A 12506-nucleotide genomic window follows, 5' to 3' on the forward strand; every position below is an offset into this window, starting at 1 on the left:
TCAGGCGGTGACGGGCTCATGGCGCGGAAACCGCCCGGCGATGTCGCTGCCGGTGAAGCGTGCGATCCAGCCATCGGGATTCACGAACAGCCGGATCGCGGTGAAGCGGGGCGCCGGCCCCATGTCGAACCAGTGACGCATTCCGGCGGGCACCGAGATCAGGTCGCCTTTGGTGCACAGCATGTTGAACACCCGGCTGCCCTCATGCAGCGTGAACAGCCCTTCGCCCTCGACGAAGAAGCGCACCTCATCCTCGTCATGGGTATGTTCGGCCAGGAACTTGCCGCGCAGCACCGCGCGATCGGGATGGTCGGGCGCCAGCGCCACCACGTCGACCGACTGATATCCGGCTTCCGCCTTCAGCGCTTCGATTTCGGGCGCATAGACCTGCAGGATGGTATCTGTGGTCACTCCGTCACGCGTCGGCCAGCGTTCGAAGCGCACGCCGATCGTTTCCAGCGTTGCAGCGATCGTCGCCAGGTCGCTGGTATCGATCAGCGCGGCGGTGCCGTCGCTTTCGTGGAAGATCTGCAACCGGCTCATGCTGCACTCCCGTTCCTGAACCCGATCTCGGCCAGTTCCGCCGCGATCATCCATTCGACCGCCTCGATCACGCGCTCGGCCTCGGCCAGATCCTTGCCCCAGCCGTAAAGGCCATGGGCACGGATCAGATAGGCCGGTGCGCTGCCGGGTTTAACGAGCAAGGATGACATCTTTGCGTCGATCACCGCCATGTCCTGGCTGTTGTCGACAATCGGCAGGATGACGCGCGTTTCGTGCGTCGTATTGCCCGGCAAGGCCTTGAGCATTTCATGGCCCTGCAAGGTCCAGCCGGTCAGGTCGGGAAAGGCCCGGGTCAGGCCGACCGCGTTGGATGAATGGCTGTGCAGGACCGCGCCGACATCGGGAAAATCGCGATACAAAGCGAGATGCAACGCGGTTTCGGCCGACGGCTTCTTGCCATCGAGCGATGCGCCCGAGACATCGACGCGCATTACATCATCCTCGGTGAGTCGGCCCTTGTGCCGTCCCGATACCGTGACCGCGAAGCTGCCATCGTCGAGCCGGACCGAATAATTGCCCGATGTCGCCGGTGCCCAGCCCTTGCCGTCCAGCCATCGCCCGACCGCGACGATGCCGCTGCGGGCCTCGGCAAAGCTGCTGGCGGCCATCGCATCGATCCTCAGGTAAGGGAGGGTGGAGCGGGTAGCGGGAATCGAACCCGCGTATTCAGCTTGGAAGGCTGCTGCACTACCATTGTGCTATACCCGCATGCGCCAGCGTCCGTCCTGTCCGGATCGATCCGCCAACATGGTTCCGCCGTGCGGATAGCGTGGGGCGAAAGCCCGCGCAAGTCACGCCGCGCAGACTTCGGTCAAGCGGACGCTTGGCAAGCGAGCGGGATGGTGCTTTGGACGCAGCTGATGGCGGAACCTCAACCGAGCGGCCTGGTCCAGGTCTTTATGGAAAGCCGCGAGCGGTTGCTGCGGTTCCTGGCTGCGCGCGGTGCCGGCGAGGCGGCGGAAGATCTGCTGCAGGAATTATGGGAGCGGGTATCCGCCGCCCCGACCCAGCCGGTCGCGACACCTTTGGGCTATCTCTATCGTGCCGCGGAAAATCTGATGCGCGACCGGTATCGCGCCGATAGCAGCCGGTCGCGGCGCGAACAGGATTATGTCGACGCGACCGACGCCGTTACCGCGGACCCCGGTATCGAGCGCGTCCTTCTGGCGCGGGAACGGCTGCGCGCGGTGGAAGCGGCGCTTTCCGCGCTCGGGCCGCGCACGGAGCGGGTGTTTCGCCTGTACCGTCTGGACGGTGTGGGCCAGGCGATGATCGCACGCGATCTCGGAGTCAGCCTCAGTACCGTGGAGAAGGATCTGCAGCGGGCGTATCGCGCGCTCGGCGCGCTTCGGGAGAGCGACGATGCGGAATAGCATGATCGGTTTCGTCTTGTCAGAGACATGCACATGAACCCGCCTTTCTCCGGCTCGATTCGCGATCAGGCGCAGCTATGGGCAATTCGCCTGGGCGATGACGCGTTCGACGATTGGGATGGTTTCACCGCATGGCTGGAAGAGAATCCCGTCCATAGCGCCGCCTACGATATGGCGGTCGCGCACGACGCAGCGATCGTCGAGACATTACGAGCGGCGCCGCGCCCGATCATGCCAGTGGTGCAGCCGGTTCCGTCACGCGTGTCGCGGCGGGCCTGGGTGGGTGGCGCAATGGCCGCGGCCGTCGCTGGGCTGGTCGGTTTTGCGACCCTGCGCGACACGGCTTCGCCCTATGTCGTGGAAACCGGTCCCGGCGTGCACCGTACAGTTACTCTCGCCGATGGCAGCAGCATCATGCTGAATGGCGGAACGCGATTGGTGCTCGACCATACCGCGCCGCGCCGCGCGACGCTGGAACGTGGCGAGGCTCTGTTCACCGTGCGTCATGACGACCGCGACCCGTTCGAACTCAAGGTCGGCGGTACGAAGCTGGTCGATGTCGGAACAGTCTTCAATGTCGTGCGCGACGCCAGTGCGACACGGCTTTCGGTCAGCGAGGGCGCCGTGGTTTACGCGCCCGATACGGATGCTGTCAGACTCGATGCGGGACAAGCGCTGATCGCTGCTGATGGCGCTCGGCCGATCAGGACGCAGGTCGAGACGACCAGCGTGGGCGCATGGCGCAGCGGACAGTTGGTCTATAGCAATGCGCTGCTCACGACGGTTGCCGCGGACCTGTCGCGCAACCTTGGCAAGCCGGTCGACACGATCGCCGATGTCGGAGGGGTGCGTTTCACCGGAATTATCAACCTCGACACCAAGGCGGCCGATCCGATCGCGCCGATCGCGCCATTGCTTGGCGTCCGGGCCCAGCGTAATGCGCTGGGCTGGACTCTGACCCGGCCGGACCGTGCACCCCGCTAGACCTCTTCTCGCCATCACCTGCATGATCGCCGCGACCTCGGCAGAGGCGGGGGAGCGGCATAACGTCAATATTTCCGCCATCCAGCTCGACCAGGCGATCATCCTGCTCGGCCGCCAGACCGGCGCAAGCATCGGCTTGCGTGATCGGCGCATCGCGACGCTCAAGGTACGTGCGGTCAATGGAAAGGTCGATGCTGCGCAGGCGCTCGCGAAGATGTTGCGCGATTCGGGTGCGATGGCGCGACAGGTCGCGCCGGGCGTGTTCATCATCGAAGCGGCGGCAAGGCCGGCCCTGCGGCCAAAGCTTCAATCCCGGCCGGCACCACTGCCGGAACCGCCTGAGGCGACCCAGGATATTATCGTCACGGCTGCCAAATACGACCGGCGACTGCGCGACCTGCCTGGCATGGCGGCGGTGATCCAGGGCCGCAGTCTGTCGTTCGCCGAAAGCGCCCTGGGGTCGGATGCGATCGAGGGGCGCGTTGCGAGCGTCGCATCGACCCATCTCGGTGCCGGTCGCAACAAGCTGTTCATTCGCGGTGTGGCGGATTCGAGCTTCACCGGCCCGACCCAGTCGACCGTCGGTCAATATTGGGGCGATACGCGGATCAACTACAGCGCGCCCGACCCGAGTCTCAGGCTCTATGACGTTCGCTCGGTCGAGGTGCTGGAAGGGCCGCAGGGAACGCTCTACGGCGCAGGGTCGCTCGGCGGAATCATTCGTATCGTCCCCGAGGCCCCGAACATGGAACTGGCCTCCGCACGAGCATGGAGCGGCCTTTCCGTCACCCAGGACGGCAAGCCTGGCGGTGATATCGGCGGGATCATCAACCTGCCGGTCAAGGGCGATACGCTGGCCCTTCGAGGGCTTGCCTATGGCGGCATCGACGGAGGCTATATCGACGATCGCCAGCGTGGGCTGAAGGATGTCAACCGGGTCGAGACGATCGGCGGACGCGCTACCCTGCGCTTCTCGCCCAGCCAGGATTGGACGATCGACCTGTCGGGCAATTATCAGCGCATTGCCGGCGATGACGCGCAATATGCCGATCGTCACGACCTCACTCGATCGAGCGCGCTCGCCCAGCCCTATCGCAATGAATATCTGCTCGGCGAACTGGTGATCGCCAAGGATCTGGGGGTGGCACGCCTGGTATCGTCGACTGGAATCGTCGACCAATATGTCGCAGAACGCTTCGATGCGACCCCGCCAGGCGAGCTGGCCAGGGCCTATGATCAGATCAGCCGGATCAGAATGGTCAGTTCCGAAACCCGCCTGTCGCACAGCGGCGCCAACGGCGATGGTTGGGTGATCGGTGTGAGCGCGCTCAGTACCATCACGCGCCAGGACAGGACCTTCGACCAGCAATTCGTGGCCATGGGCGGAGTGGGCGAGGTGGCGATTATCGACCGTCTGCCGACCTTTCCAGTGGCGAGTCCTGCCGGCCTGGTTACCGTACCGTTTCTCACATCGGGCGTGGTCGGGGTGCGCAATCGCGTCGATGAGGCGACGCTGTACGGCGAGGCGACGGTAGCACCCCTGCCGTGGCTGTCATTGACCGGCGGCGGCCGCCTGACTCATTCGCGGCTATCGGGGCGCGCGCTCGACCGGCCCGAAGACCTGGCGTTCCGCCTCGACCAGGAAGCGCAGGGGCAGCGCACCGAAACGCGCTTCCTGCCCTCGATAGCGGTCTCGTTGCGTCCGGCGGACCGGGTCACCGCCTTTCTGCGGTATCAGCAAGGTTACCGTCCAGGCGGCCTGTCGGTGGGCACCAACATCGTGCAATATTACAAGGGCGATGAAGTCGAGACTGCCGAGGTCGGGCTGCGCTATATCGGTGTCGGCCGCTTTGATATCTCGCTCACCTTTGCCCACACGCGGTGGCGCGATATCCAGGCCGATCTGATCGATGAGTCGGGGTTTCCCATCACCGCCAATATCGGTGATGGCCGGATCACATCGGCCGGGATCAGCGCGCACTGGCAACCATTGCCGCGTCTCGATCTGCAGGCCGCGCTTTATCTCAACAGCTCGGAAGTCACGACGCCGACTGCGGCGCTGGTTGCGGCTTATGCCGCCGATCGCACCGAGTCGGCCCAGCCTCATGCCGCCAAACGCGCCGGGCCGTCGCTACCCAATGTCGCCGATGCGAGTGGCCTGTTCCGGGCACGCTACTCGGCGCCAGTCGGGCGCGTCGGCTATTTTACGTTTGATGCCTATGCCCGCTATGTCGGGCAGTCGCGGCTTGGCATCGGGCCGGTGCTGGGCCGTCCGCAAGGCGATACGCTGGACACGGGAATCGAGTTCAGGATCGGCGGTGAACGGCGTGGGCTGACCTTGTCGCTGACCAACCTGCTCAACGAGGAGGGCAATCGCTTCGCCCTTGGCAGCCCGTTCCTGATGAATGGGTCGAACCAGATCACGCCGCTCCGCCCGCGCAGCATTCGGATCGGGTTCGACGCCAGCTTTTAGAAAATTTCTCTGCGGGTTTCCTCGACCGGTTCCGTCTGGATGTCGGGGAGGGGCCGCGCCCGATCAGCTCAAGGTGATGAGCGCTTCTTTCCCGAGCACATCAGTTTGCCCGAGGAACGTATGCGTCATTTGCTTACCACCACCTGCCTCACGCCGATCCTGTTCGTCGCGCTGCCCGCCGTCGCCCAAACCACGATCACCACCAAAGTGACGACGCCGGTATTGACCGCCACCGCAGCGAATGGCCAGCCTTCGGATGTCACCATCACCTCGACCGGTTCGGTCGAGCCAACCGGTGGCAACGCGGTGACGCTCAACAGCGCGAACAATATCAAGAATGAGGGCAAGATCCTCATCAGCAACGCCAGCAATGCGAACGGCATCTTCGTTGCGGCAGGCGGCTCGGGCACGATCACCAACAGCGGGTCGATCGTGATCGACGAAACCTATACCCCGACCGACACCGACAATGACGGTGATCTCGACGGGCCGTTCGCGCAAGGCACCAACCGCTTCGGTATTCGTACTGCCGATGGCGCGGGATTCACCGGCAGCATCGTCAACACCGGCACGATCACCGTCGAAGGCAATGATTCGGGCGGCATCCGGCTCGGCGGCCCGCTGACCGGATCGGTAACCAGTAGTGGCACGATCACCGTCACGGGCGATCGCGCGGTCGGTGTCCGCACGGATGCGGTGTCGGGCAATGTGGCACTGAGCGGCACGATCAGCGTGCAGGGCAAGGATGCGATCGGCGTTGCCGCAGATGGTGATATTGGTGGCCGATTCTCCGTCCAGGGCAATGTCACCTCGACCGGGTATCGTACCCTCACCGGCGATCAGACCAAGCTCGATGCCGATGATCTGCTGCAGGGCGGGCCGGCGGTCCGGGTTTCGGGCAATGTCGGCGGTGGCATCCTGTTCGACGCGCCACCGCCGGACCTGGTCAGCAGCGATCCCGATGAAGACAAGGACGGCATTCCCGACGCGCAGGAAGGCACTGCGAAGATCACCTCCAATGGATCGGCGCCAGCGGTCCTGATCGGTTCCGCGACGCGCGACCTGACGATCGGCGCGGTGGCCGGCGATACCGGCAGCCATTCGGTCGTGAACAAGGGGACCATTACCGGCAACGGCATTTACAACGGGGTCGATGCAACCGGCATGTCGATCGGTGGCCAGGGCCATGCGGTCAATCTGGGCAACGGCATTTCGAACTCGGGCACTATTCAGGCCACTGGCAAGGCAAATGCCACCGCACTCAAGATCGGCGCCGGCACGACGATGCTGGAAACCGTCAACAGCGGTACGATCGCGGCCACGGGCGGCGGGGATTCCGCCTATCAGGCTCGCGCGGTCTCGGTCGAGGCGGGGGCATCGATGCCGACTCTGCGCAACAGCGGGACGATCAGCGCCACGACGGCCGCCCTGGGCACGGCAACCGCAATTTACGACGCCTCTGGAACGCTCAAGCTGATCGAGAATAGCGGCGTCATCGGCGCAACCGGATCGACCGACGTGAACCGCAACATCGCCATTGACCTTCGCTCGGTGACGAGCGGCGCGACCATCAAGCAGCTGGTGGCGGCGACGGGCAAGACGGCGCCGTCCATCACCGGCGTCATCCTGCTCGGCAGCGGCAACGACCTGTTCGACCTGGCCGACGGGTCTTATGGTGGCAATGTCGACTTCGGCGCGGGCGACAACAAGTTCGCCCTGAGCGGAGATGCAGCCCAGGCCGGGGCAATCCGCTTCGGGAGCGGCGCCGATACATTGTCGCTTGCGGGCACCGCCAGGACCAATGGCGACGCCTTTTTCGGCACTGGCACCAATACCATGAGCCTCGCCGACAGTTCATCACATACCGGCCGCATTCAGTTCGAAGACGGTGCTGATACGCTCACTTTATCGGGGACCTCGAAGATCATCGGTGATGTCGATCTCGGCTTTGGCGCAGACACGCTGACGCTGGGCGCGGGCACTGCGATACGCGGCAATCTCTTCCGGGCAAGCGGCGCCGCGGCCAACATTTCCGGCCTGCTCGATCTTGCCAATACCGGCACGGTCGCTCTGTCCTCGCTCAACGTCACGGCGACCGGCATGATCGGCGTCAACATCAGCACTGCGCTGGGCAGTTCGACGACCTACGATGTTTCCGGCAACGCGACCTTTGCCGCCGGCTCCAAAGTGCTGGTGCGCCTCGACAGCGTCACCCGTGCACCCGGCGTCTACACCATCGTGCGTGCGGGCAGCATCACGGGTGGCAGCAATCTGGTCGCGAGCGACATGCTGTTGCCTTTCCTGTTTACCGGCAACCTGACCACCGACCCGTCCAACACGTCGATCAAGCTGACCATCGGGCGCAAGAGCGCGACACAGCTCGGCGTGACGAGCGGCTCGGCCGGCGCGCTGGACGCGGTCTTTGCGGTGATCGACAAGGATGCGAAGATTTCGTCGACGATCCTCGCGATCGGCGATGGTGAGACATTCCGTCAGCGCTATTCCAGCTTTCTGCCCGATTATGCCGGCGGCGTATTCGAATCGGTCACTCAGGCATCCCGCGCCACCGCCCGGTTCCTGCAGGATCCCAATCCGAACATTGCTGATATGGGGCAATGGGGCTTTTGGCTGCAGCAGGTTGCCTGGGGCACATCGAAGAATCTCGGTAAGAGCTCGGCCTATGACGTCACTGGTTATGGCATCAACGGGGGCTGGAGCTCGATCTGGGAGCGGCGGGGCGTGTCGGCGCCGGCGTGGCCTATCTGAGCGGTACCGATGGGGATGGCTCCAACGATAACGAAATCCAGTCGAGCCAGTATGAAGCGGCGATCCACTGGCGTGTGCGCTGGGGTGGACTGGCGGCCAGCGCCCGCGCTTCGGCCGCGACGATCAACTTCGACAGCGTGCGGCGCTTTGACGGCGTTGCCAACAATCAGGAGTTCAACCGCACTGCCGATGGCAAATGGAACGGCAAGCTCTATTCCGCCGCCGGCGCTCTGTCCTATGACGTCCGGGTCGGCAAACGGCTGCACCTCCGCCCGATCGCCGCGATCGATTATTACCGGCTGACCGAGCAGGCGCATACCGAAACGGGCGGTGGTGACGCGTTCAACCTGATCGTCAACAAGCGCAAGAGCGACGAACTGGCTGCGACCGGCTCGGTCCAGCTCGGTTATGATTTCGGCAGCCTCGATCCCGAGGGCACCTGGATGCGGCTCAATCTGGAAGGTGGCCGGCGCGAGATCGTCGGCGGATCGCTCGGCCCGACGGTCGCGCGCTTCTCGACCGGCAACAGCTTCACCTTGACCCCGGAAGACCGCGAAAGCGGCTTTATCGGCCGGCTCGGTGTCTCCGGCGGTCGCGGGCCGTTCGCCCTCACCGCCGAGGGGAGCGCGGAACAGCAGCAGGGCCATGCCGCCATTGCGTTCCGGCTCGGGTTGAAGATCGGCATGTGACGGTCCCGAACCGTCCCCCGCGCAGGTGGGGGACGGTTCGAATGACAGTTCGAATATCGGGCTGATCTTGCGGTTGGGCGGCTGGAATCACGTGATCCTTCACGGCTTGCTTACCATTCGGGCGTATCGCTGGCGCCATGTTTCACGACACCGCCCTCGCGCGCGCCACCACGGCCGATCCGCGGCCGACATCCGCCGTCAGCACCGGGTGCGGTATGGCCGGTCTTGCCGGCCTGCTGATCTGGATCGCTCTGGCGCGCTATTACAATATGGACGGCCCCTATGCCGCACTGGTCAATGTTGCGGCATGCGGCGTACCGATGGTGCTATGGTCGGTGCTGGTCGACAAGGTTTACCTCAACCCAACCACCGGCATCGACTGGTCCTCGCCCAAGCCATGGCGCGAAACGATCGATATCAGCCTGACCAAGTTGGCCGGGCTATGGGTCACCTGGGCCGCGATCGCCCTTATCTACGCGACCGAACGATTCTACTGGCAGGGCAATTTCGCATTCTCGATGTGGTGCTTCCAGATGGCGGCACCTGTCTTGTTCGCCCTGTCGATACCCTATGTGCTGTGGATGGACCGCCGCACGATCGAACCGAAGGACGGTGCCTGGGCACTCGGCGCCTGGCTGATGGGCTTGAAAGAGCCGATCGAGAAGGAAGCGATCTACAATCATCTGCGCGGCTGGGGGGTGAAGGCATTCTTCCTCGCCTTCATGCTCGCGATCGTGCCCGGCGGCTTTGGCGAATTCATTCGCGGCGACGTCTCGCAGGTACTGCGCGACCCGGTCGCGCTCGCCAACTGGCTGATCACCTTCATGTTCCTGATGGATGTCGCCTTTGCGACGGTCGGCTATATCCTCACTTTCCGTCCGCTCGATTCGCATATCCGCACCGCGACGCCGTATGCCGCGGGCTGGATGAGCGCGCTGATCTGCTACCCGCCATTCATCCTGATGGCCGAAAATGGACCGCTCGATTATCATCCCGGCACGTCGGAATGGTCGGTCTGGTTCGCCGGACATCCGATCATCCTGAGCCTGGTCGGCGCGGTATTGGTCGGGCTGACTGCGATCTACGCTTGGGCGACGATCGCGTTCGGCTTCCGTTTTTCCAACCTGACGCATCGCGGTATCCTGACGCATGGGCCCTATGCCTTTTCGCGCCACCCGGCCTATCTGTCCAAGAATCTGTTCTGGTGGATCTCGACCATTCCGTTCCTGACCACCGGCAGCCTGACCGATGCGGTGCGTGCGACGATCCTGCTGAGCGCGGTTAGCGGCGTCTATTACTGGCGCGCACGGACCGAGGAACGGCATCTCGGCCTCGATCCGGCCTATCGGGAATATTCCGCCTGGATGGCGCGCAACGGCCTGATCCCGCGCTTCTTTGCCTGGGCGATGGGAAAAGCCCCGCCCCAGAAATAAACGTCATACTCAGGTTCCGCACGACGAGCACGTACGCGAAATCAGAAGCGCATCTCGTCATAGACCTTCGAGACGTCGCCGCCCCAAGCGCCGTGATACCGCTCGAGCAGCACTTCGGCCGGGACCTTGCCGGACCGCACGATGTCGCGCAACGGATCGAGGAACCCCGTCTCGTTGCTGCCCGATGCATCGACGCGCGCCCGAGCAGTCAGCCCGGCATTGGCGATGTCGAGTACCTCACCGGCGATATCGCGCAATGTGCCGCCGCCCGGAATGGGCGCATTCAGCGCCAGTTTCGGCACCGCGTCGCGCAGCGCCTGGCGTTCCTCGATCGTCCAGTGCTTGACCACATCCCAGGCCGCGTCGAGCGCGCCATTGTCGTAGAGCAGGCCGACCCACAGAGCGGGCAGGGCGCAGATCTTGTTCCACGGCCCGCCATCGGCACCGCGCATTTCCAGGAAAGTCTTGAGCCGCACTTCGGGAAAGGCGGTCGAGAGATGGTCGGCCCAGTCGTCGACCGTTGGCTTTTCGCCCGGCAGAACCGAAAGTTCGCCTTTCAGGAAGTCGCGGAAGCTGAGGCCCGCGGCGTCGATGTACCTGCCGTCACGGTAGACGAAGTACATCGGTACATCGAGCGCATAGTCGGCATAACGTTCATAGCCAAACCCGTCCTCGAACACGAAGGGCAGCATGCCGGTTCGCGCCGGGTCGGTGTCCGACCAGATATGGCTGCGATAGGACAGCATGCCGTTCGGCTTGCCCTCGGTGAACGGTGAATTGGCGAACAGGGCGGTAGCGAGCGGCTGCAGCGCCAGGCCGACGCGGAACTTCTTCGCCATATCGGCTTCGGTTTCATAGTCGAGATTGACCTGGATCGTGCAGGTGCGGAGCATCATGTCGAGCCCCATCGAGCCGACGCGCGGCATGTGCCGCAGCATGATTGCATAGCGCCCCTTGGGCATGATCGGCAGTTCCGCGCGGCTTTTGTCGGGCCACATGCCCAGGCCGAGAAAGCCGATGCCGAACTTGTCGCCGATCGCCTTGACCTGTTCGAGATGGCGGCCGGTCTCGGCGCAGGTCTCATGCAGATTGTCGAGCGGTGCGCCCGACAGCTCGAACTGTCCGGCCGGTTCCAGGCTGATGCTGCCGTCGGCGCCACTCAGCGCGATGACCTTCCCGCCCTCCAGCACCGGACGCCAGCCATAGCCGGTCAGTGCGTCGAGCAGGTCCTTGATTCCGCCTGCCTCGTCATAGCTCGGGGCGTGGTGATCGGTCAGCGAGTAGACGAACTTCTCATGCTCGGTGCCGATGCGCCAATCCTTGATCGGCTTCTCGCCCTTGGCGAAGCTTGCGACGAGTTGATCGCGGCTCTCGATGACCGCTGCGTTGTTCTTTGAAACGGTCTTCGTGCTCATGGCGCGCATGTAGCGCTGGCAGGGGCGGGGCGCTAGTGGGGTGGAATATTACCAGTCGCCGCGCACCGCCATCCACACCGATAAGGCCGCTGCCGCGGCGGTGTCCGCGCGGAGGATGCGTGGGCCGAGGCCGATCCCGACAGCACTCGGCACGGCTCGAATCGCCTCGCGTTCGTCGCTATCGAATCCGCCCTCCGGGCCGATAAGAATCGCTGCCGGGCCAGTCGCACTGTGCATCGCGTCGAACGCCGGCACGCCGCCGGTTTCGTCAGCGAAGAACAGGGCCCGTCCTGTCGGCCAGTCGCGCAGCAAGGCGGTGAGCTTCACCGGTTCGACCAACTCCGGAATCGCGGTGCGCCCGCATTGCTCGGCCGCTTCGATCATATGCGCGCGCAGCCGGTCGAGGTTGAGCCGGTCGACCACCGTCCGCCGCGTCAGCACCGGTACGATCCGTGCGGCGCCCAGCTCGCACGCCTTTTCAATCGCCCAGTCGATCCGGCCCTTTTTCAGCGGCGCCATGCACAGCCAGAGGTCGGGCACGGCCTCACGCTCGCGCAGGCGGCCGGTCACGTCGAGCATCAGGTCGCGCTTGCCGATCGCGCTGGCCACGCCCAGCCATTCGCCGGTCCGGTCATCGAACAGCTTGACCGGATCGCCGACCTTCATGCGCATGACGGAGACGAGATAATGCGCCTGCGGTCCGTCGATCCGGATCGTCCCGGGCGCGAGTTCGGTATCGACGAACAGGCGCGGCGTGGATTGCGGCGGCCAGGCAGGGGTGGCGGGCATGATACCGTTCCTAGCCAAGC

At 64.3% G+C, this 12506-nt stretch carries 10 protein-coding genes and 1 tRNA gene; 6 read left to right on the top strand and 5 right to left on the bottom strand.

Features of this window, described 5'->3' with window-relative positions:
- From H3Z74_RS03020 to H3Z74_RS03030, 3 genes are all read right to left on the bottom strand, one after another.
- Entirely contained in the window at nucleotides 1–543 is a 543-nt protein-coding gene (locus H3Z74_RS03020; RefSeq protein ID WP_187762532.1) for a 1,2-dihydroxy-3-keto-5-methylthiopentene dioxygenase, read from the bottom strand.
- A complete protein-coding gene (locus H3Z74_RS03025; protein ID WP_187762533.1) occupies nucleotides 540–1172 on the bottom strand; it encodes a methylthioribulose 1-phosphate dehydratase in 633 nt (210 codons plus the stop codon). The genes H3Z74_RS03020 and H3Z74_RS03025 overlap by 4 nt, the downstream gene beginning before the upstream one ends.
- A gap of 26 nt (nucleotides 1173–1198) precedes the next feature.
- A tRNA-Gly gene (locus H3Z74_RS03030) sits at nucleotides 1199–1272 on the bottom strand.
- A gap of 152 nt (nucleotides 1273–1424) precedes the next feature.
- On the opposite strand from H3Z74_RS03030, the gene H3Z74_RS03035 reads away from it, so the two are divergent.
- The 6 genes from H3Z74_RS03035 to H3Z74_RS03055 all read left to right on the top strand — a co-directional run bounded on the left by H3Z74_RS03035 (nucleotide 1425) and on the right by H3Z74_RS03055 (nucleotide 10282).
- Nucleotides 1425–1937 (top strand): RNA polymerase sigma factor, encoded by a 513-nt coding sequence (locus H3Z74_RS03035; protein WP_187762534.1) that lies wholly within the window; start codon nucleotides 1425–1427, stop codon nucleotides 1935–1937.
- A 33-nt stretch (nucleotides 1938–1970) separates the two neighbouring features.
- The gene (locus tag H3Z74_RS03040) at nucleotides 1971–2921 is read left to right on the top strand and encodes a FecR family protein (RefSeq protein WP_187762535.1); all 951 of its coding nucleotides are present in this window, start codon (nucleotides 1971–1973) and stop codon (nucleotides 2919–2921) included.
- Between the two features lie 22 nt (nucleotides 2922–2943).
- On the top strand, nucleotides 2944–5394 hold the full coding sequence (locus H3Z74_RS03045; protein WP_187762536.1) for a TonB-dependent receptor: 2451 nt from the start codon (nucleotides 2944–2946) through the stop codon (nucleotides 5392–5394).
- Nucleotides 5395–5514: 120 nt separating this feature from the next.
- Nucleotides 5515–8160, top strand: a complete 2646-nt coding sequence (locus H3Z74_RS03050) for a beta strand repeat-containing protein (RefSeq protein ID WP_229726849.1) — start codon at nucleotides 5515–5517, stop codon at nucleotides 8158–8160.
- On the top strand, nucleotides 8148–8849 hold the full coding sequence (locus H3Z74_RS24270) for an autotransporter outer membrane beta-barrel domain-containing protein (protein ID WP_229726850.1): 702 nt from the start codon (nucleotides 8148–8150) through the stop codon (nucleotides 8847–8849). Before H3Z74_RS03050 ends, H3Z74_RS24270 begins: the two co-directional genes overlap by 13 nt.
- A 137-nt stretch (nucleotides 8850–8986) precedes the next feature.
- Complete coding sequence (locus tag H3Z74_RS03055) at nucleotides 8987–10282, top strand: methyltransferase family protein (protein ID WP_187762537.1); 1296 nt, start codon at nucleotides 8987–8989, stop codon at nucleotides 10280–10282.
- Nucleotides 10283–10323: 41 nt separating this feature from the next.
- Here H3Z74_RS03055 and H3Z74_RS03060 read toward each other — a convergent pair whose 3' ends face one another.
- Together H3Z74_RS03060 and H3Z74_RS03065 are read right to left on the bottom strand one after the other, a co-directional pair.
- The gene (locus H3Z74_RS03060; RefSeq protein ID WP_187762538.1) at nucleotides 10324–11697 is read right to left on the bottom strand and encodes a glutamate--cysteine ligase; all 1374 of its coding nucleotides are present in this window, start codon (nucleotides 11695–11697) and stop codon (nucleotides 10324–10326) included.
- Between the two features lie 48 nt (nucleotides 11698–11745).
- Complete coding sequence (locus tag H3Z74_RS03065; protein ID WP_187762539.1) at nucleotides 11746–12486, bottom strand: 16S rRNA (uracil(1498)-N(3))-methyltransferase; 741 nt, start codon at nucleotides 12484–12486, stop codon at nucleotides 11746–11748.
- Nucleotides 12487–12506 lie beyond the last annotated feature (20 nt).

Origin of the sequence: Sphingomonas alpina, assembly GCF_014490665.1 — a bacterium.
In the GTDB taxonomy this organism is placed as follows: domain Bacteria; phylum Pseudomonadota; class Alphaproteobacteria; order Sphingomonadales; family Sphingomonadaceae; genus Sphingomonas; species Sphingomonas alpina.

What these genes read in the sequence shown, in the direction of transcription:
- H3Z74_RS03050 (WP_229726849.1), top strand. Translation starts at nt 5,515, where the DNA reads ATGCGTCATTTGCTTACCACCACCTGCCTCACGCCGATCCTGTTCGTC.
- H3Z74_RS03060 (WP_187762538.1), bottom strand. Translation starts at nt 11,697, where the DNA reads ATGAGCACGAAGACCGTTTCAAAGAACAACGCAGCGGTCATCGAGAGC.
- H3Z74_RS03035 (WP_187762534.1), top strand. Translation starts at nt 1,425, where the DNA reads ATGGCGGAACCTCAACCGAGCGGCCTGGTCCAGGTCTTTATGGAAAGC.
- H3Z74_RS03055 (WP_187762537.1), top strand. Translation starts at nt 8,987, where the DNA reads ATGTTTCACGACACCGCCCTCGCGCGCGCCACCACGGCCGATCCGCGG.
- H3Z74_RS03040 (WP_187762535.1), top strand. Translation starts at nt 1,971, where the DNA reads ATGAACCCGCCTTTCTCCGGCTCGATTCGCGATCAGGCGCAGCTATGG.
- H3Z74_RS03025 (WP_187762533.1), bottom strand. Translation starts at nt 1,172, where the DNA reads ATGGCCGCCAGCAGCTTTGCCGAGGCCCGCAGCGGCATCGTCGCGGTC.
- H3Z74_RS03020 (WP_187762532.1), bottom strand. Translation starts at nt 543, where the DNA reads ATGAGCCGGTTGCAGATCTTCCACGAAAGCGACGGCACCGCCGCGCTG.
- H3Z74_RS03045 (WP_187762536.1), top strand. Translation starts at nt 2,944, where the DNA reads ATGATCGCCGCGACCTCGGCAGAGGCGGGGGAGCGGCATAACGTCAAT.
- H3Z74_RS03065 (WP_187762539.1), bottom strand. Translation starts at nt 12,486, where the DNA reads ATGCCCGCCACCCCTGCCTGGCCGCCGCAATCCACGCCGCGCCTGTTC.